Raw genomic sequence first — 21,751 nt, forward strand, 5'->3', positions numbered from 1 at the left:
CCGGCCAGCGGCCGGCACTACCACGGGTGCAGGGCGCAGCCCTGCAAAGAACCCTATCCCCGTGGTCGGCTGCGCGAGGGCACCAGTGCGAACGTATCCACCGCCAGCTTCTCGGCATGGTTCAACCACGCGCGGATCTCCAGATCATCCACTTCGTGGTCCAGCCCGAACGACACGTTGATCTTGCCGTCGGCATCGGGCTGCACCCACTGCTGGGCCAGCACCACCTTGCGCTGCGAGGACACCGCCTCGATCCAGAAACCGCGATCCGGGCGCGTGCTCGCCACCAGCTGCAGCATGTACTGGCCGGCACGGGTGCGGCGGCCCTTCTGGGTGATCATGTGCGCCTGGCGCACGCTCGGGCGCGGGCCCTGGAATGCGTCCAGCGGTGCATCGACCGCGATGCCGCCGCGCAGGTCATTGTCGCGGTACAGCTTGATGCCGTTGTCGCGGTTGACGAGCAGGGCACACCAGTCGCCGTCGGCCGAGCCGTCCTCGAACGCGGTGCAGCGATCAACATAGGCCAGCGTGTTGTCCGTATCCGCGTCATCGAACTGGCGCGAGGTGTTCTCCAGGTAGACCGACTTCAGCCCCCAGTCCTTGTCGTACTCCAGCAGCACCGGTGGCTGCACGTGCTGCAGGCCGACCACCACTTGGTCATCGCCATCGATCTTCAGTTCGCGGGTCGGTTCGCCCAGCCACAGTGAGCGGGCGAAGGCCAGGTACTGCGGGTAGTCGCGGCCACCATCGCGCCGGGCCGCCACGCTGGCGCTGGGTGCGCGTTGGCTGTCGATCAACGAGCGGCCAAAGCCCATCGTCTTCAGGTTCGGGTCCAGCAGGCTGAGCAGGGTCGCACCCGAATCCAGGGTGGTGCCGGCGTCGGCGCTGAGCTGCTGCGGGGCAATGCCATCGCCCAGGAACAGCAGCAGGTTCTCGCGCTTCTGCCGGGTCAGGATGTGGGTCAGATCGTTGGGCATCGCCAGGTGGTCGGAGGCGATCACGATCAGCGTGTCCTTGCCGTACGGGCTGGCCTGGATGCGCTGCACCAGCTGCGAGATCAGCCGGTCGCTGCACTTGAGCGCGTTGAGCATGTTGATGTTGCCGTACTGGCTCTGGTAGCGCTCGCCCTTGCACGATACCGGCAGGTGGCCCGCCGGGTGGTGGGTGTCCATGGTCAACGTGGTCAGCATGAACGGTGAACCGGCACGCGAGAGCTGCTCGAAGCGCTGGTAGGCGGTATCCAGCAGCACGTCGTCGTGCACGCCCCAGGCCGAGTAGTGGATGCGGCCGATCTTCTTCTGCTGCTTGAACCACGCCAGGTCATGCACTTCGTCGAAGCCATGGCTGGCCAGGAACTGGCCCTTGCCGGCGAACTGGCCGTTGGCACCGCCCAGGTAATGGTTGGTGTAGCCCTGCTGCTTCAGGTAGTCGCCCAGGCACACCGCCTTGGGCAGGAAGCTGCCCATGCGGTCCATGCTGTTTTCATCGCCCTGCGAGGTGGTCAGCGGCACGCCGCACATCGACGACACCAGGCCGGCGATGGTCCAGCCGCTGCCTTCGGCCGAGGCCAGCCCACGCACGTCCAGCGACTCGGACGCCAGGCGGTTGAGGTTGGGCATCAGGCCGGGAAACACGGCCTCGTCCAGATAGGTGCGTTCCAGGCTTTCGCCGTAGATCCAGACGATGTTGCGCGGGCGCTGCAGCGGCTGCGTCGGCACCTGGTACTCAGGGGCGATGCGGGCGAAGTCGACCGGGCGCAGCTGCTGGTACAGGCGCTGGCCGTCACGGGCCAGCGGGCTGATCATGATCGTGGCCACCCACACGGCCGCGAAACCGGCGAACAACGCGCCACCGTGGCCGGGCCGGCGCCAGCGCTTCACCCGTGTGGCGAACAGTGGCAGCAGCGAGACCAGCGCCAACACGATGAAGCCGGCGATGTAGCCCTTGAAGTCGGAGACACCGGCACCTTCCATGTCGGCGCCGAGGTGGTACAGGGTGGCGGCATTGAGCCCATCACCGGACAGCTTGTCGATCAGCCACCACGCGCTGAGCATGAGCAGCAGCAGCGAGAACGCGCCGGCCTTCCACCACACCCACTTGTCGGACGCGAGGAACAACCAGCACAACAGCAACAACGACAGCAGCAGTATCCAGAGCATAGGCAGCTTCGGCAGTGACGGGGTGGTGGTGATGGACGTCGTACCGACGCGTGTCCATCCGACCGACGCTGCCGCAAGCACATGCATGTGACAGGCCGATGACCCGATAGTGCATGCACGAACCTGACTGAAATGTTTGTTGAAATGACGCGCGCGTAATCGCGCTCAGAAGGTAAAACGAGCGTGAAAGGGGTAGCTGGATTGCATTAAAAACTGCATGAATACGGGCGTTTTCGTCGATGCGCTAGCGATGCCCGCGTTCTTCGCGTGCCCGCGCACGACGGTCGAACAGCAATGCACTGGTTACGATGCCCAGGCCGAGCACCACGCCGATGAACAACAGGATCAGGGCGATGAGCGGGTAACCGAACAGGTGCCAGCCGGTGTCGATCCTCATCATCATCGCGGCGGCCATGATCAATGCGGCGCTGATGATGCCGGCCGCCACGCGGTTGGCGATCTTCTGCAGGTTCTCCATCAGCCGCGATTCTTCCAGGCCGGTGACCTTCATCTGCAGGCGGTTCTCGGCCAGCAGCGCCATGATGTCCGACAGCTTGCGCGGCCCATCACGCAGCAGCTGCTGCAGCTCCATCGCCTCGCTGGCGATGTTGGCTGCAGACAGCGACTTCTTCAGGCGCGCACGCATCACGTGCTGCAGCTGGCGCTCGACGATGCGGCGCGTGTCCAGCTCTGGCGCCAGCAGCCGGCACACGGTTTCCAGGTTGAGCAGGGCCTTGCCGAGCAGGCTCAGTTCCGGCGGCGTGCGCAGGCCGCAGGCGGTGGCGATGCGCACCATGTCCAGCACCACGCGGCCTTCGGAGAAGCTGCCACTGGCCGCATAGCGCGCGATCAGCTGACCGGTTTCGCGCAGGTAGCGCTCTTCGTCGAAGGCCTCCAGCCGCGTGCTGATACTGATCAGGTCATCGGCCACTTCCTCGCCACGGCCGTCGACCGCCGCGAACAGGATCTTCAGCAGACGCTCGCGCAGGCGCGGCGGCATGTGCGCGACCATGCCCAGGTCGAAGATCGCCAGCCGGCCGTCGGGCATCACCCGCAGGTTGCCCGGGTGCGGGTCTGCATGGATCTCGCCATGCACGAAGATCTGGTCCAGGTAGCCGCGGATCAGCGCCGCCGCCAATGGGTCCATGTCCTGCTCGGTGCGGCGTACGCCGGAGATCGCATCCACGCGCACGCCGGTGGCAAGCTCCATCGTCAGCACGCGCTGGCTGCTGTAGTCCCAGATCGGCTGCGGCACCCACAACCGGCGGAACGGCCGCAGGTGCCGTCCGAAGCGCGCCAGGTTCTCGGCCTCGGCGTGGTAATCCAGCTCCTGCATCAGGGTCTTGGCGAACTCGTTGAGCCAGTCGCGCAGGCGCACGCGGCGTCCGACCTGGGTCAGGTGATCGGCGGCCAGCGCGAAGCTGCGCAGTGCCTCCAGGTCCGAGCGCAGCTGTGCGGCCACTTCGGGCTTCTGCACTTTCACCGCCACCTGGCGGCCATCGTGCAGCACCGCGCGATGTACCTGCGCGATCGAAGCACAGCCCAACGGCTCGGGATCGAACGAGGCAAACAGCTTGTTCACCCCTACGCCCAGTTCCTGCTCGATGATCGCGTGGATGCGCTCGACCGGGATCGGCGCCACCTTCTCCTGCATGCGCTCCAGCGCCGTGGCGAACTCCACCGGCACCATGTCCGGCCGCGTGGACAGCATCTGGCCCAGCTTGACGAAGGTCGGCCCCAACGCTTCCAGGTCGCTGACGAACTGTTCCGGATTGCCGTCGGCGGGCACGTCGGCCTGGTTGCTTGCCGCATCCAGGTTCATGCCCGAGAACACGCCCGAATGGCGGTAGCGCATCAGCAGGCGCAGGATCTGGCTGCGCCGGCTCATGCCTTTGACCAGCGGGGGATTGCCATTGGCGGCGGACGGATTGCTCAAGCGGGACTCCCATGCGACGAAGACAGGTAGCGCCGGCTGCGGGCCGGCAATGTCCGGATTCCGCAGTGTCGCCGGGGGGCGGTGGGCATGCGGTGAACCCGGTGTCTTCCGCAGTCCACACCGGATCGGTCAGAATCCGCCTATTCCCTTTCTTGGACGCCCCATGGCCGGTGCCAGCCTGTTCGCCCTGCTCGACGATATCGCCACCCTGCTCGACGATGTCTCGGTGCTGACCAAGGTCGCCGCGAAGAAGACCGCCGGCGTGCTCGGTGACGATCTGGCGCTGAACGCGCAGCAGGTCACCGGGGTCAACGCCAACCGCGAACTGCCGGTGGTGTGGGCGGTGGCCAAGGGCTCGCTGGTCAACAAGGTGATCCTGGTGCCGGCGGCCCTGGCGATCAGTGCGCTGGAAGCCTGGCTGCACAGCCGCGGCTGGAACGTGCCCCTGATCGTGCCGCTGATGATGATCGGTGGTGCCTTCCTGTGCTTCGAGGGCGTGGAGAAGCTGGCGCACCGCTTCCTGCATTCGGCCGACGACGATGCCGAGCGCCAGACCGAACGCCGCAAGGCGCTGGCCGACGCGCAGGTGGACATGGTCGCGTGGGAGAAGGACAAGGTGAAGGGTGCGATCCGCACCGACTTCATCCTTTCGGCCGAGATCATCGTACTGACCCTGGGCGTGGTCGCCACCGCATCGTTCACCAACCAGCTGGTCACGCTGGCCGTGGTTGCACTGGCGATGACGGTCTTCGTCTATGGGCTGGTGGCGGGCATCGTCAAGCTGGATGACGTGGGCCTGTACCTGTCGCGCAAGGGTGGGGCTGTTGCCGCCTTCGGTCGCGGCCTGGTCGCGTCGGCACCGTGGCTGATGAAGTTCCTGTCGGTGGCCGGCACCATTGCCATGTTCCTGGTCGGCGGCGGCATCCTGGTGCACAACGTGCCGGCGCTGCACCACGCAGTACAGGCGCTGGGCGGCGAGGGCCAGTGGGGCTGGCTGGTCAGCGCGGCGGGCAACATGGTGGTGGGCATCATCGCCGGCGCCATCGTGCTGGCGGCGGTGACCGGGTTCCAGAAGCTGCGCGGCAAGTAAGCACGTAGACCCTCGGGGTCAGATCCCTTTTCCCAACGGAAAAGGGATCTGACCCCCATCCACGGTCAGCCTGCCTGCACGCGGTTCTTGCCCTGCCGCTTGGCGGCATACAGCGCGTCGTCCGCGCGCCGCAGCAGGGTTTCGGTGTCGTCGCCGGGTTGCCATTGCGCCAGCCCGGCACTGAAATGCACCGGTACGCGCCGGTCCTGCACGGTCAGCACGCGATGCGCCAGTGAACGCTGAAGGCGCTGCACCGTGGCCATGCTGTCGGCGCCCTGGGTTTCCGGCAGCACCAGTACGAACTCGTCGCCGCCCAGCCGCGCGATGCCATCGGTGGCGCGCAGCAGCAGCTTGCAGACGGCCACCAGGTGCTGCAGCAGTGCATCGCCACCGGCATGACCATGTGCATCGTTGGTCTGGTGGAAATCATCCAGATCGATCACCGCCACGCCCAGCGGCGAGTTGTTGCGTGCGGCACGGGCCAGCTCGCGTTGCAGCAGTTCGTCCAGGCCGCGGCGGTTCAGCGCCTGGGTCAGTGGATCGATGCGTGCCAGGTCACCGGCCGCGCGCAGTTCCTGCTCCAGCTCGGCGATGCGCTGCTCGGCACGCTCCACTTCCTGCCGTGCGTTGGCCAGGTGATCGCGCGCCTGCGCGGCCTGCTGCTGCACCTTGCCGGTGTCGCGCATCACGTCCTGTAGCAGCTGGTTGAGGTCGGCGATGCTGCGCGCCTCGCGCAGCTGCAGTGCGTAGCTGCCGATGCGATCGTGGTACTCGCCGGTGCTGGTGGCCATGCCATCCATGCGCTCGATGAACTCGCCCATCAGCCCGCGCATCGCCGCCTTCGAATCGTCGATGCCCTGGCGCAGCAGGCCCTGCTTGTAGATCACTTCGCGCAGTTCGGCGCGGGTGCGCTCGACCGCCTCAGCTTCCAACGGCCCGTCCAGCAGCTGGCGCACCGCGGCGATCTGGCCCTGCAGCCAGCTGCGGTCATCCAGCAGCTCGCTCACGTTCTCCAGCAGCAGCGCGAACAGCTCCAGCAGCAGCGCCTGCTGCTCCTGCCAGCTCTCGGCACGCACGCCGACCTGGTGGCCAAGTTCGCGCACGCCCTGCTCGATCGGTTCCAGCGCCGTGCCTGGCTGCCACTGGCGCAGGTGCATGGCCAGTGCCTGCGCCTGTTCGCGCAGGTCCGGGTCGTGCTGCAGCAGCGCCACCACCGCGCCGCCCAGCAGCAGCCGCAGCTGCTCGGACAGGCGCAGGCTTTCGGGTTGCCCATCCGGCGAATGCTGTTCGATGGTGCGGATGTACTTGTCGATCAACTGCCGCATCGCGCGCCCGTAGCGCGGCCAATCGGCGCTGGCCTGCGCCGACTGCAGGCGGTCGCCCATGTCGCCCAGCTCGCCGGGCAGGGTGGCCATGCCGTTGGCGAACGCGGCCAGCAGCGGTTCCGGCGCGTCGGCGCCTGCGAACAGCTGCTGCAGCGCCACGCCACCGCCGCCCTGCAGCACCACGCGGTCGCCCAGCCCATCGTCCACCACCGCGCGCACGCGTGCCGGCGGCCCAAGGGCGGTACCGGGGGCAGGGCGGTGGTCGGGCTGGTCCGTCATGGAGCGAATCCTGGGGGCTGGCAGGGACTGGTTCCAGCATATCGGCGCGGCCGCCGACGGCTTGAACGGCTAGGATGGGCGACAGGATGCCGCAGTGGAGGTGGTGATGCGCGTGATGTTGCTGGGGGCGACCGGCCTGGTCGGTGGGCTGACCCTGCCCCGGCTGCTGGACGACCCGCGCTGCAGCGCCGTGATCGCCCCGACCCGTCGCCCGTTGGGCGCAGCCCACGGGAAGCTGGAGAACCCGGTACTGGCCTTCGATGCGCTGCCCGCCGCCGCCGGGTGGGCGGGCGTGGACGCGGTCATCTGCGCGCTCGGCAGCACCATTGCCCAGGCTGGCAGCCGCGAGGCCTTCCATCGCATCGACCATGATTACCCGCTGGCGTTCGCCCGTCTGGCGCAGGCGAAGGGTGCGCAGACCTATGTGCTGAATTCCGCAGCCGGTGCCGATCCGCGGTCGTCGATCTTCTACAGCCGGGTGAAGGGTGAATTGGAGCGCGATCTGCGCGCGCTGGGCTTCACCTCGTTGACCCTGGTCCGCCCAGGGTTGATCGGCGGCGAGCGCAACGAGGTGCGGCGCGGTGAGCGTCTCGCGCTGAAGGTGCTGGGCGTGCTGGGGCCGGTACTGCCGCGGGCGTGGCGGATCAACCCGGCGAGCGAGATCGCCAAGGCGCTGGTCGAGGCCGCGCTGGCCCCGCAACCGGGTGAGCACGTGGTGGCATCGAGCGCACTGGCCGGCTGATGTCGCGTGCGCTGCGCCTGACCCAGCTCCAACAGCTGCTGCGCCGCCATCGGCGGCCGGTGGCCGGCCAGGTGCTGGCCGACGCGCTGGGAGTGAGCCTGCGCACGCTGTACCGCGATATCGAAACCCTGCGCGAGCAGGGCGCCGACCTGCGCGGCGAGGCCGGCGTCGGCTACCAGCTGACGCCGAGCGATACCCTGCCGCCGATGACCCTGCCACCGGCCGAGATCGACGCGCTGGTGCTGGGCCTGCGCTGGGTTGCGGCCCGTACCGAACCCGCGTTGGCCGAAGCCGCACGCGATGCCCTGGCGCGCATCGCCCATGTGTTGCCCGCAGCGCGGCGCGAGGCCCTGCGTGACAGTGGCCTGCGGGTGGGCCCTTCGCGTGCGGCGGCCAAGGTTCCCCCAGCTCGTCTGCAGGCCGTGCGAGAGGCTGTCGGTTCACAGCAGCGCCTGAAGTTCGGCTACGAGGACGCGCACGGCCAGCGCAGCGAGCGCATCGTCTGGCCGTTCGCGCTGGGCTACTTCGATGAGGTGCCGATGCTGGCGGCGTGGTGTGAGCGCCGCGAGGATTTTCGCCATTTCCGCCTGGATCGCATCCGCCAGGTGCGCGTGCTGGAGGAGCACTACCTCGTACCACGCGCCACGCTGCTGCGGCGCTGGCAGAAGGCGCAGGGCATCGCGCCGGACTGGCTGGACCGTTCGTAGCGTCGGGCCTGCTCGACTGCTGCTGCGTTCTGCTTCCTGCCTCTGGGGGAGGGCGGCCTTCGCACTTTGCTCCTGGTAGGGGGCGAGCTTGCTCGACCGCCTTTGATCTTCGCGAACAGCAGTCGAGCAAGCTCGACCTCTACCAGGGCAGTGGCAACGGCATCGAGCAAGCTCGGCCTCTACCAGGGCAGGAGCGACGGCAGTAGAGCACGCTCGCCGCTACTGACAGAATCTGTCAGCAGGGCCGTACCACCATGATCGCTCCCAACAACGGAGCTTCCCCATGTTCACGCCCAGCACCCTGCTGCAGTACGTGCGCGACGTCGCCACCAGCGCCACCTTCTACAGCGGCATCCTCGGCAAACCGCCGGTCGAGCAGTCGCCTGGCTTCGCCCTGTTCCTGCTCGGCGATGGCGCCGCACTCGGCCTGTGGCAACGCGATGACGTGCAACCGCCGGTGTCTGCGCAGGCAGGCGCCGCCGAACTGGCGATGGTGGTCGCAAACCCCGAGGCCGTGCAGCAGATGCACGATGCGTGGCGTGGGCTCGGCGTGCAGATCCTGCAGTCGCCGGTGACGCTGGAGTTCGGCCACACCTTCGTCGGTGCCGACCCTGATGGCCACCGGCTGCGTGTGTACAGCCGCGCCGAAGGCATGGTCGCGCGCGATTGATCGCCCGCATTGTGTAGATCCACGCCATGCGTGGATGCCGGAAAAAAAACGCCGGGCAATGCCCGGCGTTCTCTCCAAGTCATGTGCCAACCAACGGTTGGCACCTACCTGTCAGGTGGCCGATCAGCTGGCCAGTGCCAGGTCGTCCATCATCGCGCGCAGGAAGCGGGCGGCTTCACCGCCCGTGGCTGCGCGGTGGTCGAAGGTGACCGACAGCGGGATCACCTTGTGCGCTTCCACGCCGCCCATCACCGGGGTCATCTGGTGGCGGGCTCGGCCGGCACCGACGATGGCCACGCACGGCGGCACCACGACCGGGGTCGCGTAGCGGCCGGCGAACATGCCGAAGTTGGACAGCGAGATGGTGTAGCCACTCAGTTCCGACGCCGCGATCGAACGCGATTCCACCTGCTCGCGCAGGCGGTTGACGCCTTCGCGGATGCCGCGTGCGTCGAGCATGTCGGCGTTGCGCAGGGCCGGCACGAACAGGCCGTCGTCGGTGTCCACGGCGATGCCGATGTCCACCTGCGCGTGCAGGGTACGGGTCAGCGCTTCACCGTCGAACCAGGCGTTCATCGCCGGCACCTTCTGCGCGGCGACCACGATCGAACGCACCAGGCGGGCGGTGACGTCGTTGCCCGGCAGCCAGGCATGGATGTCGGCGTCGTCGTTCAGCGTGGTCGGCACGACCTTGCTGTGCGCATCGGCCATCACGCGGGCCATGTTGCGGCGCACGCCCTTCAGCGGTTCCGGCTGGCCCTTGGCGACCACGCCCGGCGGCTGGGTACGCATCGGCTTGCCGGCGGCGGACAGCGGGGTGCGGGCTTCGCTCTGCACCGGGGCAGACACCTGCGCCGGGGCCGGCGCGGCATAGGCAGCAGCGGCAACCGGTGCCGGAGCAGCGCCGAGCTTGGCGCTGCCGTTGGCGGCAGCCTGCTTGACGTCGGCCATGGTCACCGCGCCATCGGTGCCGGTAGCGGCCACGCGGCTCAGGTCCACGCCCAGCTTGCGCGCCATCGCACGCACGGCCGGCACGGCCTTGACGCCACCGACGGCCAGCGCCTGTTCGGCATGCACGGCATTGGAGCTCTGCATCGCGCCGACCACGGTACCGGCGTCATCGCGCTCGGCCGCGGCGGGCTTGGCCTCCTCGGCGGCAACTGGAGCGGCCGCAGCCGGCAGCGGCGGCGGGGTCGGTGCGGCCGCCGGTGCAGCGTGGCCATGGCTGTGGCCGGTGTCCTGGCCATCGGCTCGCTGCGGCAGGTTCGGGTCCAGTTCGAAGCTGGCCAGCACCGAGCCGGTCGGGATGATGTCGCCGGCGCCGCCGGACAGCTTCAACACCTTGCCGGAGAACGGCGAGGGCACTTCCACCACGGCCTTGGCGGTCTCCATCGACACCAGCGGCTCGTCCAGCTTGATCACATCGCCTTCCTTGACGAACCACTCGACGATGGTCGCGTCCGGCAGGCCTTCGCCCAGGTCGGGCAGGTTGAAGTTCTTGGTCTGGCTCATTTGCAGTTCTCTTCCAGCAGTTCCAGTTCGCGGGCCGGCAGCCAGCCCGTCGCGCCATTGGCGCGCTCGGACCACCACCACCCGCCGTGTTCGTGATGAAGCTTCACCATCTCGCCGCTTTCCACATCCAGCTCGCGGGCGTCGTAGTCGCACAGCGCTTCGGCGCGACCCTCGTCCAGCAGCTGCAACCAGGCGATGGGCGCCCATCCAGCGCGCCCATCGTTGGTGCGTACCCAGGCAAACGCCGGCCATTCCTCGTCACGGACACCTACTTCGACGATCTGGCCGGTGCGGAACCGGAGCGGGTTGGGATACTGGCTGCGGTAAGCCCCCAGAAGGCGGGCCCGCATGTCAGCCGGCCGCCACCGCGCGCTTGGCCGCAGCCACGATCCGCTCAACGCTCGGCAGGTACTTCATTTCCAGGCGGAACAGCGGAATGTGGGTGTCGTAGCCAGTGACGCGCTCGACCGGTGCCAGCAGGTCGTAGATCGATTCCTCGGCCAGGCGCGCGGCGATCTCGGCGCCGAAGCCCGCGGTCTTCGGGGCCTCCTGCACGATCACGCAGCGGCCGGTCTTGGCCACCGATTCGGCGATGGTGGCGAAGTCCAGCGGACGCAGCGTGGCCACGTCGATGACTTCGGCACTGATGCCTTCGCCGGCCAGCTTGTCCGCCGCTTCCAGCGCTTCCTTCACCTGCGCGCCCCAGGTCACCAGGGTCACGTCGGTGCCGTCGCGCAGCACGAAGCAGACGTCCAGCGGCAAGGCTTCGCCGTCGTTGACGACCACTTCCTTGTACTGGCGGTAGATGCGCTTGGGCTCCATGTAGATCACCGGATCCGGCTCGCGGATCGCGGCCAGCAGCAGGCCATAGGCACGCTGCGGCGACGACGGCAGCACCACGCGCAGGCCCGGCACGTTGGTGAAGATCGCCTCGTTGGCTTCGCTGTGGTGTTCCGGCGCGCGGATGCCACCGCCCCACGGCACGCGCAGCACCATCGGGCAGTGCAGGCGGCCACGCGTGCGGTAACGCAGGCGTGCCGCGTGGCAGACGATATGGTCGACCATCGGGTACATGAAGCCGTCGAACTGGGCTTCGGCCACCGGCTTCATGCCCTGTGCGGCCAGGCCGATGGTCAGGCCGGCGATGGTGGTTTCGTCCAGCGGGGTATCGAGGATGCGGTCCGAGCCGAAGCGCTGCTGCAGCCCGGCGGTGGCGCGGAACACGCCGCCGTTGACGCCCACGTCCTCGCCCAGCACCAGCACCGACGGGTCGTGTTCCAGCTCCCAGGCCAGCGCCTGGGTGATGGCTTCGATGAGGGTGATCGGGGTGGTGGTCATGCTCTCTTCTCCGCGCGCGACCGCAGCGCTGTCGGCGGCGTTGGTGTGCGCGCCGGGCGCGCCGTTCTTGATCTCATCCATGGCGCTTCTCCAGGGCGATCGCCTGGGCACGCTGGGCCAGCAGGTCCGGCGGCGGATCGGCATACAGGAAGTCGAACATCGCCTCGACCGGCTGCACCGGCGTGTTGAGGTACAGGTTCACTTCCTCGTCCACGCGCTTGCCGCACTCGGCGACCCAGGCGCTTTCCTCATCCTCGCTCCACACACCGGCGTTGATCAGGTACTTGCGCAGGCGCAGCATCGGTTCGCGCTGCCAGGCGTCCTTCACTTCAGCATCGTCGCGGTAGCGGCGCGCGTCATCGGCGGTGGTGTGGTCGGACAGGCGGTAAGTCATCAGTTCCAGCACGGTGCCACCGTCGCCGGCCAGCGCACGTTCGCGCGCCTGCTCCATGGCAGCCAGCACCGCGATCAGGTCGTTGCCGTCCACCTGCAGGCAGTGCAGGCCGCCAGCCAGGCCCTTCTGCGCCAGCGTTTCGGCACCGGTCTGGGCCGAACGCGGGACCGAGATGGCCCAGCCGTTGTTGACGATGCACAGGATCAGCGGGAGCTTGTAGGCGCCGGCCGAATTCAGTGCCGCGTAGAAGTCGGTCTTGGAGCTGCCGCCGTCGCCGCACACCGCCACGGCGATCTGCGGTTCCTTGTTGAGCTTGAACTTCAGCGCGGCGCCTGCGGCATGCAGGCACTGGGTGGAGATCGGCACGCAGAACGGGAAGTCCTTGGCCGCGTTGCCGCCGTAATCGTTGCCGCGTTCGTCGCCGCCCCAGTACATCAGCACGTCGTGCGGGCGCACGCCACGCATGAACATCGCGCCATACTCGCGGTACGAAGGCGCGAACACGTCGTCCTTCTGCATCGCCGCGCCGATACCCACGTGCGCGGCTTCGTGGCCCAGGCAGGCGGCATAGGTGCCCAGCTTGCCGGTGCGCTGCAGTGCAATGGATTTGCTGTCGAACGTACGTACGAACAGCATCTGCTTGAACAGCGGTACCAGGACCTTGGGGTCGCGCAGCGACGCGGGCAGGTCATCGCGGACGAGTTTGCCGTCCGTATCCAGGTACTGCAGGTATTCGATCTTGAATTCAGCGGCAACCGTCATTGCGTACTGCACCTTCGACAGAGAAGTTACAAATGATATGAATCGCCATGTTAAGGAACGCGTACGGAATAGCCTTCCTGCGCCGCAACACGGCAACGCCCTGTTTTACCCCTGCCGGCGGGTGGGGGGCCAATAACAACAACGTATTCAGTCGTTGCTGCAAAGCATCAGAATACGCCTCTGGCTGACTGCTGGCGCAACGACCCGATCGGTTCCACGCGCAGGCCCCGCATCGGCCAATGCTCCACGGGGCACCGCACGCCCCGGTATGGACCCGGCGGCTGCCAGCGCGGCGGCAACGCGCTACCCTTGCCGCCCCCGATCTGGTCCCGCCCATGTCCGTCGACAACAACCAACGCGATCTCGAAGCCGGCATCCACACCGACCTGCAGGGACGCCTGACCTACGGCGGCTACCTGCGGCTGGACCAGCTGCTCAGCGCGCAGCAGCCGCTGTCCAACCCGCCGCACCACGATGAGATGCTCTTCATCATCCAGCACCAGACCTCGGAGCTGTGGCTGAAGCTGCTCGGCCACGAACTGCGTGCGGCGATCGGCTTCCTGCAGCGCGATGAAGTCTGGCAGTGCCGCAAGGTGCTGGCGCGCAGCAAGCAGGTGCTGCGCCAGCTCACCGAGCAGTGGTCGGTGCTGGAAACGCTGACCCCGTCCGAATACATGGGTTTCCGCGACGTGCTGGGCCCGTCTTCGGGCTTCCAGTCGCTGCAGTACCGCTACATCGAGTTCCTGCTGGGCAACAAGAACGCGCAGATGCTGCAGGTGTTCGAGCACGACCCGGCCGGGCAGGCGCAGCTGCGCATCGTGCTGGAGGCGCCGAGCCTGTACGAGGAATTCCTGAAGTACCTGGCCCGCTTCGGCCATGCCGTGCCGGCGGTGTACGAATCCCACGACTGGACCCAGCCGCACGTGGCTGACGACGCGCTGCAGCCGGTCTTCGAGCGCATCTACCAGGACACCGACCGCTACTGGCGCGAGTACGCGCTGTGCGAGGACCTGGTGGACCTGGAGACCGCCTTCCAGCTGTGGCGATTCCGACACATGCGCACGGTGATGCGCGTGATCGGCTTCAAGCGCGGCACCGGCGGCTCGTCCGGCGTGGGCTTCCTGGCCAAGGCGCTGGAGCTGACCTTCTTCCCCGAACTGTTCCAGGTGCGCACCAGCCTGCAGGCGGCACCCCCGGCAGAACTGGGCTGACCCCCATTCAGCTTGGACCCCGGCCATTGGCTGGATCGTTTCAGATGCAAGTTCAGCGAGCAGGCTGGCACCTGCCTCAAACGGCGTGTATTTGACGTGAACGGCAGAAGTCGGTGATCCTCGCGCGTTGCTCCAACTGCACAGCGGACGTGCTCGTCATCCACCGAACCAGGAAATCCGCATGAGCGTAAACGCCACTGCGAACACCCCAGAGCCGGCGCTGCCGGACTTCAAGACCACGCTGGGCCACCCGCGCCCGTTGTGGATGCTGTTCATGACCGAGTTCTGGGAGCGCTTTGCGTTCTACGGCATCCGCTGGGCGTTGGTGCTGTACATCGTCGCCCAGTTCTACAACGGCAGCGCTGCCGGTGAAGGCGACGCCAGCCGCATCTATGGCGCCTACCTGGCCCTGGTATACGCCGCGGCGATCTTCGGTGGCTACGTGGCCGACCGGGTACTGGGCTACCAGCGCTCGATCCTGACCGGCGCGATCATCATGGCCGCCGGCCTGTTCATGATCTCGCTGCCGCAGGAGCACATCTTCAAGCTTGGCCTGGCCACGATCATCGTAGGCAACGGCCTGTTCAAGCCCAACATCTCGACCATGGTCGGCAAGCTGTACGGCCTGAAGGACGAGCGCCGCGACTCCGGCTTCACCATCTTCTACATGGGCATCAACATCGGCGCGATGATCGCCCCGGTGCTGACCGAGTACCTGGCCCGCAAGGTGTTCGGTACCGACGCGATGCCGTCCTACAAGGTCGTGTTCATTGCCTCGGGCGTGGGCATGCTGATCTCGCTGGTGTGGTTCTACATCGGTCGCGCCGGCCTGAAGGGCATCGGTGCACCGCCGGCCGGCGCTGAAGGCTTTGGCCGCATCATCATGGTGCTTGCCGGTGCCGTGGTCGCCATCCCGGTGGCGTACTTCCTGCTGGCTACCGGTGCCACCGCGCTGGCCTGGATCCTGGGCGCGATGTTCACCGCGCTGGCCATCCTGCTGCTGGTCGAGGGCGTCCGCGAAGGCAAGGTGCAGCGCGACCGCGTGATCGCCATGCTGATCATCTTCGCCTTCAACGTGATGTTCTGGATGTTCTTCGAACAGGCCGGCAGCTCGTTCACCTTCCTGGCCGAGAACATCGTCAACCGCCAGTTCGGTGACTGGACCTTCCCGACCGCGTGGTTCCAGTCGGTCAACTCGGTGGCGATCATCACCCTGGCACCGGTCATCGCCTGGATCTGGGTGGCCATGGGCCGCGCCAATCCGTCCATCCCGCGCAAGTTCGGCCTGGGCCTGCTGTTCAACGGCGCCGCCTTCGCGCTGCTGATGTTCGCCCTGTCGCAGATGGTCGTTGACGGCAAGATCCCGTTCTGGACCCTGTTCATGGTCTACGTCATCCAGTCGGTGGGTGAGCTGTGCCTGTCGCCGATCGGCCTGTCGATGGTGACCAAGCTGGCCCCGGTGCGCCTGGTCGGCTTCGGCATGGGTGGCTGGTTCCTGTCCACCGGCATCGGCAACAACCTGTCGGGCATCTTCGCCGGCGTGGTCAGTGGTGAAGGCGGCATGACGGTCGAGTCGGCCCTGAAGGGGTATACCTTCGGGTTCTGGGCCCTGATCGGCTCCGGCGTGGTGCTGTTCCTGATCGCCCCGCTGATCAACAAGCTGATGCACGGCGTCAAGTAATGATGAGAGGGTAGAAGGCATGCGAAGCAAGCTCGGTGGTGCAATGGTGGTGGTCTGTGCGGCGCTGATCGGCGCCTGTTCGCAACCGCAACCGCCTGCCGCCGCCGAGCCCACGCAGCCCCTGGATACCCGACCCACCGAGCCACCGGTTGCTGACCCCAGCGAACCGGTGGCCTCGGGCAACACCCCGGTGGCGGCGGACATCGCCGCCATCGCCGGGCTCGGCGCGCAGTTCGACCCGGCCCGCAACCCCGCCGACGACCTGGCCACCGCCAAGGTGGAAGCCCAGCGTGGCAAGAAGCGGATCCTGCTGGAGGTCGGCAACGCCGCCTGTGAGCGCTGCCGGGCGCTGGACGACGTGGTGGAAGGCAACGGCGACCTGCGTCGCTTCCGCGATGCCCACTACGTGTGGGTGAAGGTCAACGCCAGCGACGAGCAGCCCAACACCGCCTTCTTCGCCCAGTACCCGGTGATGGCGCGCGACTACCCGTACCTGCTCGTGCTCGATGCAGATGGCGGCCTGCTGGTATCGCAGGCCACCGGCGAGCTGCGCAGGGGCGAGGCGTTCCAGCCTGCGCGGGTGAGTGCCTTCCTCAAGCAGTGGGCGCCTGACAAACCGGAATAGGGTAGTGCCGGCCGCTGGCCGGCATGCTCTGGTGGGTGCCGACCGCTGACCGCCCACCCCGGTGGGTGCCGACCGTTGGTCGGCACTGAGGCGCATCCACGCCTGGCGCGGATCTACTGCGCGCACCGTCACACTCTCTGAATCGGCGTCTCAACTTCACCGTGAGCACGCCGTTACCGGCAAGGACCTCAGTCGACATCCCGTCGATGCAACCTTCCGGAACGCCCATGCACAGCGACCACGCCGAACGATTGCCCGAACCCGCCAGCGACCTGGCCGAGGGTGGGGCAGGCGAGGGCGTGACCCTGCCGCCGCAGGAAGCGCTGCTGGATGACGCCGGTACCGGCGAGGACAGCGTCGACCTGGCGCCGCCACGCCATCGCCTGCCGCAGATCGCGCTGCCGGACAACGTGGTGCTGAAGGGGGCGGTGCAGAAGCTGGTCGAGCAGAAGTCCCGGCTTGATGCGCTGGCCGCCGAAGGCCAGCTGGCCGGGCTGCTGCCGCCCGAATGGCAGGGCCACGGCGCGCGCGCGATCGAGCTGTCCACCTTCATCCAGGGCGTGCTGCCCTTCCTGCAGACTGGCGAGCGTGGCGAGACCGCCCCCGCGCGACTGCCGGTGCGCCATGTGTTGGGTGACGACAGCCGCTGGGGCCTGGACGATGTGGCCGAACCGAAATCACTGGCGTGGTATCTGGCCAGTGACGAGCGCGCCACGGCCGGCAGCAAGGACGTCGCCGAGGCATATCTGGTGGGCGCACTGGGCCTGGCGTGGATGCAGGAAGGTCGCAGCCGCCCCGGCTTCCTGCGCGCGATGGGCCAGGACAGCCTGGCCGCGCGGGTGACCATGCTCGGCTATCCGCCGGCCAACGAACTGGCGCTGTACAGCGTCACTGCGCACGGCCAGCCGCAGATCTGGTGCGTGCACGGGCGCCGCCGCATGCGCCCGCTGGTGGCGCCGTGGTTGAGCGTGCCGCTGCTGACCGCCTACGGCGTGCCGGCGCCGGTTGCGTGGCCGTCCAGCTTCCCGCCGGTGGAAGCGGTGGCCGAGCTGCTGGCGACCGCCCGCCTGGGGCGCGCGCTGCCGGAAGTGGACCTGGCCAAGGCCGTGGCGAAGATCGCCGAGGACGCTGCCTCGGACGCCTGGCAGCCGGTCAGCCTGCTGCAGCTCAACACCTGGTCACCGCGCTGGCACTTCTTCCTGGGCACCTTCGTCGGCCTGCCGTCGTTGCTGCTGGTGGCGGCGGCGCTGGCGCTTCCGGGGGCGGTCGAAGCAGCGACGGTGGCCGCCTCGCTGGGCTTCGCCGGCGGCGCCATCGCAGCACTGGCCGTGCCGTGGATCCACGCACGCCGCAAGCACCTCAGCTGAAAAAAGGGGACGGAGGGGATTAAGCCGCAATCAGCACAGGCGTGCCTGATGCGACTTAATCCCCTCCGTCCCCTTTTCTTTCAGACGCCTTCGCCCATCCGCTCCAGGCCTTCGCCGGCCAGGCGAAGGATCAGCTTCTCCAGCACCTGCTCTTCTTCTTCGCTCAGCACCGACATCAGCTTGCGGGTGATCTCGATCACCATCGGCGCGATGGTCTCGTACACCTCGAAACCGGCGGCCGACAGCGCCAGCACCGAGCGGCGGCGATCGTCGCCGTGGGTCTCGCGCTTGATGAAGCCGCGCTCCAGCAGGCGGGCCACGGCGCGGCTGACCGCCACCTTGTCCATCGCCGTGCGGTCGGAGACCTCGCTGGCCGAGGAGCCCGGGTACAGCGCCAGGATGGTGATCACCCGCCACTCGGGGATCGCCAGACCGTAACGATCGCCGTACAGCTTGGCGATGTTGCCGCTGACCCGGTTGGACAGCACGCTCAGCCGGTACGGCAGGAACTGTTCCAGGTCGAGCAGGACGTGCGAGGCACGCAGGCGGGTCGAAACGGGATCGGCGGGGCTCATGTTGCGGTGCACCTTGCTGGTGGTTTCAAGTGTAACTATAAGGGGTGGGTCCAGACCCTGCATTCTCGCCGGGTCCCTACCTGCCCGCACCTGGTTTGTACCGATGCGGTACCGATTCGGAGCCACGCCATGAATACCGCAGTCCCGACCGCCTCGCATCCCAACCCCGGCATGCAGGTCACCACCTTCGAGAACCCGATGGGCATCGACGGCTTCGAGTTCGTCGAATTCGCCGCCCCGGCCGGCCGTGGCCAGGAGCTGCACGAGTACTTCCGGAAGATGGGCTTCAGCGCGGTGCTCAAGCACAAGCAGCGTCCGATTACCGTCTATCGCCAGGGCGACGTCAACTTCCTGGTCAACGAAGACCCCGATTCGTTCGCCGCCGACTTCGCCGAAAAGCATGGCCCCTGCGCCTGTGGCTTTGCCATCCGCTTCAAGAAGCCGGGCCAGGAGGTCTACCAGACCGCGCTGGGCAACGGCGCCGAAGCCATCGCCTTCAAGCCGGACAGCAAGGCGGTCAGCGCGCCGGTCATCAAGGGCATCGGCGACTGCATGCTGTACCTGGTCGACCGCTATGGCAGCGCCGGCAGCATCTACGACGGCGACTACGAGCCGATCGCAGGGGCCGACCTGCACCCGTTCGGCTTCGGCCTGACCTTCATCGACCACCTGACCCACAACCTGTACTTCGGCAACATGCAGCAGTGGTCGGACTACTACGAGCGCCTGTTCAACTTCCGCGAGATCCGCTACTTCGACATCAAGGGCCTGAAGACCGGCCTGGTGTCCAAGGCGATGACCGCACCGGACGGCATCGTGCGCATCCCGCTGAACGAATCGTCCGACCCGAAGAGCCAGATCAACGAGTACCTGGACGCGTACAAGGGCGAGGGCATCCAGCACATCGCCTGCTTCACCGAGAACATCTACGAGACCGTCGAAGCGATGCGCGCGCAGGGCGTGGATTTCCTCGACACGCCGGAAACCTATTTCGACGTGATCGACCAGCGCGTGCCGAACCACGGTGAAGACGTGGCGCGCCTGGCCAGGAACAAGATCCTGATCGACGCCGATCCGGAAACCCACCAGCGCAAGCTGCTGCAGATCTTCACCCAGAACTGCATTGGCCCGATCTTCTTCGAGATCATCCAGCGCAAGGGCAACGAAGGCTTCGGCGAAGGCAACTTCACCGCGCTGTTTGAAAGCATCGAGCGCGACCAGATCCGCCGCGGCGTGCTGTAAGGTCCGCAGGCAATGTCGGCGTCCCGCCGGCATTGCCTGTCCGAATGGTAGTGCCGGCCGCTGGCCGGCAATCTCTGGAGTTCCCATGTCCCCCGCCATCACCGCCCGCGGCTACCAGTCCGGCTTCGGCAACGAATTCGCCACCGAGGCCGTCGCCGGCGCGCTGCCGGTCGGGCAGAACTCACCGCAGAAGGTGGCCCACGGCCTGTACGCCGAACAGCTGACCGGCACCGCCTTCACCGCGCCGCGCGGCAGCAATCGCCGCAGCTGGCTGTACCGGATCCGCCCGGCGGTGACCCATGGCGAGTTCACTCCGTTCGCGCAGTCGCAGCTGCAGTGTGATTTCGGCGCACAGCCGGCTTCACCGAACCAGCTGCGCTGGAGCCCGCTGCCGTTGCCGGAGCTGCCGACCGACTTTGTCGAAGGCCTGTACACGATGGGTGGCAACGGCTCGCCCGACGCGCATGCCGGCGTGGGCATCCACCTTTACGCTGCCAACCGCGACATGGTCGGCCGCTACTTCTACGACGCCGACGGTGAACTGCTGATCGTGCCTCAGCTGGGCGCACTGCGCCTGCTGACCGAGCTGGGCGTGATCGAGATCGAGCCGCAGCAGATCGCGGTGATCCCGCGCGGCGTGCGGTTCCGCGTGGAACTTCCCGATGGCCCGAGCCGCGGCTACATCTGCGAGAACTACGGCGCGCTGCTGAAGCTGCCCGACCTTGGCCCGATCGGTTCCAACGGCCTGGCCAACCCGCGTGACTTCGAGACCCCGCACGCGGCGTTCGAGGATGTCGATGGCGATTTCGAACTGATCGCCAAGTTCGAGGGCCGCCTGTGGCGCGCGCCGATCGACCATTCGCCGCTGGACGTGGTGGCCTGGCACGGCAATTACGCGCCGTACCGCTACGACCTGCGTCGCTTCAACGCCATCGGTTCGATCAGCTACGACCATCCGGACCCGTCGATCTTCCTGGTGCTGCATTCGCCCAGCGACACGCCCGGCACCAGCAACATGGACTTCGCGATCTTCCCGCCGCGCTGGCTGGTGGCGCAGAACACGTTCCGCCCGCCGTGGTTCCACCGCAACATCGCCAGCGAGTTCATGGGCCTGGTGCATGGCGCCTACGACGCCAAGGCCGAAGGCTTCGTGCCGGGTGGCGCATCGCTGCACAACTGCATGAGCGGTCATGGCCCGGATGCGCCGACCTTCGACAAGGCCTCCAATGCCGATCTGTCCAAGGCCGATGTGATCAAGGACACGATGGCCTTCATGTTCGAGACCCGCGCGGTGATCCGCCCGACCGCGCAGGCGCTGGCCGCCGGCCATCGCCAGGGCGATTACCAGCAGTGCTGGAACGGCCTGCGCAACAACTACCGCTGACCCGAAAAAGGGGACGGAGGGGATTAAGCCGCAATCAGCACACGTGTGCCTGAAACGACTTAATCCCCTCCGTCCCCTTTTTCTTCAGGCGGCCTCGGTGAACGCGTCGCAATGCTCCAGCGGCAGCGCTTCCAGCAGGCGTTGCCGCACACGCTGGCAATAACCCTCCGAGGTCAGCCCGGGCAGCATCTGCATCGCCGAGTGCAGCACCTGCAGTACTTCACTTTCGGCGCGCGCCTGCTGCAGGTCGCGGAACAGCGCCGCCGCCTGCGGGTGGCGCTGCATTTCCAGGATGCCCAGTACATAGATGCGCGCGGCCACCAGCGAGCGGCGGCGCTCGCTGCCGGTTGCGGGTGCAGCCGGTGCCGCAGCCGGCGTGGCGGGTGCCGGTGCTGCCGCGTCTGCGGGTGGTGGCGGTGCGGCTGTGGCGCCGGTACCGGTGCTCAGGTAGCCGGCCTGCACCAGCTGGATGACCATGTCGGGCGCGTCCTGGCCGAGCAGGCCGGTCAGGTCGGCGATGCTGCGCTGGCCGTCGCACAGGATCAGCAGCCGGCGCTGGCGCATGTCCAGCGGCGCGCGATGGGCCTGCAGCGCGGTTCGGGCGAGTTCGGTCTTGCGCGGTTGCATGGAAGGGACAGCCAAGTCGGTGCACGCCGAGCCTGAACGAAGGCGATGAAACCGCGATGACAATGCAGCGCCTGCACACGGGATGGGCTAGCGTGCAGCCATCTTCGTGCCAGGGAACCGCACCG

General features: G+C 67.3%; 18 protein-coding genes and 1 pseudogene. 10 read left to right on the top strand and 9 right to left on the bottom strand.

All coding sequences use genetic code 11. From position 1 onward, the window contains the following. Positions 1-53 precede the first annotated feature (53 nt). A complete protein-coding gene (locus ACUVWL_RS19025) occupies positions 54-2,159 on the bottom strand; it encodes a phosphoglycerol transferase I (RefSeq protein WP_445978667.1) in 2,106 nt (701 codons plus the stop codon). A 244-nt stretch (positions 2,160-2,403) separates the two neighbouring features. Next, a pseudogene (locus tag ACUVWL_RS19030) lies at positions 2,404-4,053 on the bottom strand (ABC1 kinase family protein); the annotation flags it as partial. A gap of 205 nt (positions 4,054-4,258) precedes the next feature. On the opposite strand from ACUVWL_RS19030, the gene ACUVWL_RS19035 reads away from it, so the two are divergent. Further along, positions 4,259-5,185, top strand: a complete 927-nt coding sequence (locus tag ACUVWL_RS19035) for a DUF808 domain-containing protein (RefSeq protein WP_014648696.1) — start codon at positions 4,259-4,261, stop codon at positions 5,183-5,185. A 65-nt stretch (positions 5,186-5,250) separates the two neighbouring features. Here ACUVWL_RS19035 and ACUVWL_RS19040 read toward each other — a convergent pair whose 3' ends face one another. Beyond that, complete coding sequence (locus ACUVWL_RS19040) at positions 5,251-6,789, bottom strand: GGDEF domain-containing protein (RefSeq protein ID WP_014648695.1); 1,539 nt, start codon at positions 6,787-6,789, stop codon at positions 5,251-5,253. A gap of 106 nt (positions 6,790-6,895) precedes the next feature. Here ACUVWL_RS19040 and ACUVWL_RS19045 point away from each other — a divergent pair, with 106 nt between their 5' ends. From ACUVWL_RS19045 to ACUVWL_RS19055, 3 genes are all read left to right on the top strand, one after another. Further along, complete coding sequence (locus ACUVWL_RS19045; protein ID WP_172617726.1) at positions 6,896-7,531, top strand: NAD-dependent dehydratase; 636 nt, start codon at positions 6,896-6,898, stop codon at positions 7,529-7,531. Beyond that, a complete protein-coding gene (locus ACUVWL_RS19050) occupies positions 7,531-8,238 on the top strand; it encodes a helix-turn-helix transcriptional regulator (RefSeq protein ID WP_014648693.1) in 708 nt (235 codons plus the stop codon). Before ACUVWL_RS19045 ends, ACUVWL_RS19050 begins: the two co-directional genes overlap by 1 nt. A gap of 283 nt (positions 8,239-8,521) precedes the next feature. Continuing rightward, positions 8,522-8,908, top strand: a complete 387-nt coding sequence (locus tag ACUVWL_RS19055; RefSeq protein ID WP_014648692.1) for a VOC family protein — start codon at positions 8,522-8,524, stop codon at positions 8,906-8,908. A gap of 123 nt (positions 8,909-9,031) precedes the next feature. On the opposite strand, the gene ACUVWL_RS19060 is transcribed toward ACUVWL_RS19055, so the two are convergent. Genes ACUVWL_RS19060 through pdhA form a run of 4 tightly spaced genes read right to left on the bottom strand, consistent with a single transcriptional unit; the run spans position 9,032 to position 12,914 of the window. Then, on the bottom strand, positions 9,032-10,420 hold the full coding sequence (locus tag ACUVWL_RS19060) for a dihydrolipoamide acetyltransferase family protein (protein ID WP_046432903.1): 1,389 nt from the start codon (positions 10,418-10,420) through the stop codon (positions 9,032-9,034). Beyond that, positions 10,417-10,770: an SH3 domain-containing protein gene (locus ACUVWL_RS19065; RefSeq protein WP_012512332.1), complete on the bottom strand. Its 354-nt coding sequence runs from the start codon at positions 10,768-10,770 to the stop codon at positions 10,417-10,419. The genes ACUVWL_RS19060 and ACUVWL_RS19065 overlap by 4 nt, the downstream gene beginning before the upstream one ends. Position 10,771: 1 nt before the next feature. Further along, complete coding sequence (locus ACUVWL_RS19070) at positions 10,772-11,839, bottom strand: alpha-ketoacid dehydrogenase subunit beta (protein ID WP_005414714.1); 1,068 nt, start codon at positions 11,837-11,839, stop codon at positions 10,772-10,774. Beyond that, complete coding sequence (gene pdhA, locus ACUVWL_RS19075) at positions 11,832-12,914, bottom strand: pyruvate dehydrogenase (acetyl-transferring) E1 component subunit alpha (RefSeq protein ID WP_014648690.1); 1,083 nt, start codon at positions 12,912-12,914, stop codon at positions 11,832-11,834. The genes ACUVWL_RS19070 and pdhA overlap by 8 nt, the downstream gene beginning before the upstream one ends. Before the next feature lie 335 nt (positions 12,915-13,249). Here pdhA and ACUVWL_RS19080 point away from each other — a divergent pair, with 335 nt between their 5' ends. The 4 genes from ACUVWL_RS19080 to ACUVWL_RS19095 all read left to right on the top strand — a co-directional run bounded on the left by ACUVWL_RS19080 (position 13,250) and on the right by ACUVWL_RS19095 (position 17,798). Further along, positions 13,250-14,125 carry a tryptophan 2,3-dioxygenase gene (locus ACUVWL_RS19080; protein ID WP_014648689.1) on the top strand — a complete coding sequence of 292 codons (876 nt, stop codon included), beginning with the start codon at positions 13,250-13,252 and terminating at the stop codon, positions 14,123-14,125. Between the two features lie 181 nt (positions 14,126-14,306). Further along, positions 14,307-15,806 carry a peptide MFS transporter gene (locus ACUVWL_RS19085; RefSeq protein ID WP_014648688.1) on the top strand — a complete coding sequence of 500 codons (1,500 nt, stop codon included), beginning with the start codon at positions 14,307-14,309 and terminating at the stop codon, positions 15,804-15,806. Positions 15,807-15,825: 19 nt separating this feature from the next. Then, positions 15,826-16,431, top strand: coding sequence for a thioredoxin family protein (locus ACUVWL_RS19090; RefSeq protein ID WP_014648687.1), 606 nt, complete (start codon positions 15,826-15,828; stop codon positions 16,429-16,431). 227 nt (positions 16,432-16,658) lie between these two features. Further along, complete coding sequence (locus ACUVWL_RS19095) at positions 16,659-17,798, top strand: hypothetical protein (protein ID WP_014648686.1); 1,140 nt, start codon at positions 16,659-16,661, stop codon at positions 17,796-17,798. 80 nt (positions 17,799-17,878) lie between these two features. Here the strand turns inward: ACUVWL_RS19095 and ACUVWL_RS19100 are convergent, their stop codons facing one another. Next, entirely contained in the window at positions 17,879-18,373 is a 495-nt protein-coding gene (locus ACUVWL_RS19100; RefSeq protein WP_014648685.1) for a MarR family winged helix-turn-helix transcriptional regulator, read from the bottom strand. Positions 18,374-18,502: 129 nt separating this feature from the next. Between ACUVWL_RS19100 and hppD the strand changes: the two genes are divergently transcribed. Further along, on the top strand, positions 18,503-19,615 hold the full coding sequence (gene hppD / locus ACUVWL_RS19105; protein WP_014648684.1) for a 4-hydroxyphenylpyruvate dioxygenase: 1,113 nt from the start codon (positions 18,503-18,505) through the stop codon (positions 19,613-19,615). Between the two features lie 85 nt (positions 19,616-19,700). After that, positions 19,701-20,999, top strand: coding sequence for a homogentisate 1,2-dioxygenase (hmgA, locus tag ACUVWL_RS19110; protein ID WP_014648683.1), 1,299 nt, complete (start codon positions 19,701-19,703; stop codon positions 20,997-20,999). Between the two features lie 84 nt (positions 21,000-21,083). Here the strand turns inward: hmgA and ACUVWL_RS19115 are convergent, their stop codons facing one another. Further along, positions 21,084-21,626, bottom strand: a complete 543-nt coding sequence (locus ACUVWL_RS19115; RefSeq protein ID WP_262224436.1) for a hypothetical protein — start codon at positions 21,624-21,626, stop codon at positions 21,084-21,086. Positions 21,627-21,751: the final 125 nt, after the last annotated feature.

The organism is Stenotrophomonas muris, from assembly GCF_052751275.1.

Excerpts from the sequence above, each read along its gene's own strand:
- ACUVWL_RS19025 (WP_445978667.1), bottom strand. The coding sequence starts at position 2,159 with ATGCTCTGGATACTGCTGCTGTCGTTGTTGCTGTTGTGCTGGTTGTTC.
- ACUVWL_RS19035 (WP_014648696.1), top strand. The coding sequence starts at position 4,259 with ATGGCCGGTGCCAGCCTGTTCGCCCTGCTCGACGATATCGCCACCCTG.
- ACUVWL_RS19040 (WP_014648695.1), bottom strand. The coding sequence starts at position 6,789 with ATGACGGACCAGCCCGACCACCGCCCTGCCCCCGGTACCGCCCTTGGG.
- ACUVWL_RS19045 (WP_172617726.1), top strand. The coding sequence starts at position 6,896 with ATGCGCGTGATGTTGCTGGGGGCGACCGGCCTGGTCGGTGGGCTGACC.
- ACUVWL_RS19050 (WP_014648693.1), top strand. The coding sequence starts at position 7,531 with ATGTCGCGTGCGCTGCGCCTGACCCAGCTCCAACAGCTGCTGCGCCGC.
- ACUVWL_RS19055 (WP_014648692.1), top strand. The coding sequence starts at position 8,522 with ATGTTCACGCCCAGCACCCTGCTGCAGTACGTGCGCGACGTCGCCACC.
- ACUVWL_RS19060 (WP_046432903.1), bottom strand. The coding sequence starts at position 10,420 with ATGAGCCAGACCAAGAACTTCAACCTGCCCGACCTGGGCGAAGGCCTG.
- ACUVWL_RS19065 (WP_012512332.1), bottom strand. The coding sequence starts at position 10,770 with ATGCGGGCCCGCCTTCTGGGGGCTTACCGCAGCCAGTATCCCAACCCG.
- ACUVWL_RS19070 (WP_005414714.1), bottom strand. The coding sequence starts at position 11,839 with ATGGATGAGATCAAGAACGGCGCGCCCGGCGCGCACACCAACGCCGCC.
- pdhA (WP_014648690.1), bottom strand. The coding sequence starts at position 12,914 with ATGACGGTTGCCGCTGAATTCAAGATCGAATACCTGCAGTACCTGGAT.
- ACUVWL_RS19080 (WP_014648689.1), top strand. The coding sequence starts at position 13,250 with ATGTCCGTCGACAACAACCAACGCGATCTCGAAGCCGGCATCCACACC.
- ACUVWL_RS19085 (WP_014648688.1), top strand. The coding sequence starts at position 14,307 with ATGAGCGTAAACGCCACTGCGAACACCCCAGAGCCGGCGCTGCCGGAC.
- ACUVWL_RS19090 (WP_014648687.1), top strand. The coding sequence starts at position 15,826 with ATGCGAAGCAAGCTCGGTGGTGCAATGGTGGTGGTCTGTGCGGCGCTG.
- ACUVWL_RS19095 (WP_014648686.1), top strand. The coding sequence starts at position 16,659 with ATGCACAGCGACCACGCCGAACGATTGCCCGAACCCGCCAGCGACCTG.
- ACUVWL_RS19100 (WP_014648685.1), bottom strand. The coding sequence starts at position 18,373 with ATGAGCCCCGCCGATCCCGTTTCGACCCGCCTGCGTGCCTCGCACGTC.
- hppD (WP_014648684.1), top strand. The coding sequence starts at position 18,503 with ATGAATACCGCAGTCCCGACCGCCTCGCATCCCAACCCCGGCATGCAG.
- hmgA (WP_014648683.1), top strand. The coding sequence starts at position 19,701 with ATGTCCCCCGCCATCACCGCCCGCGGCTACCAGTCCGGCTTCGGCAAC.
- ACUVWL_RS19115 (WP_262224436.1), bottom strand. The coding sequence starts at position 21,626 with ATGCAACCGCGCAAGACCGAACTCGCCCGAACCGCGCTGCAGGCCCAT.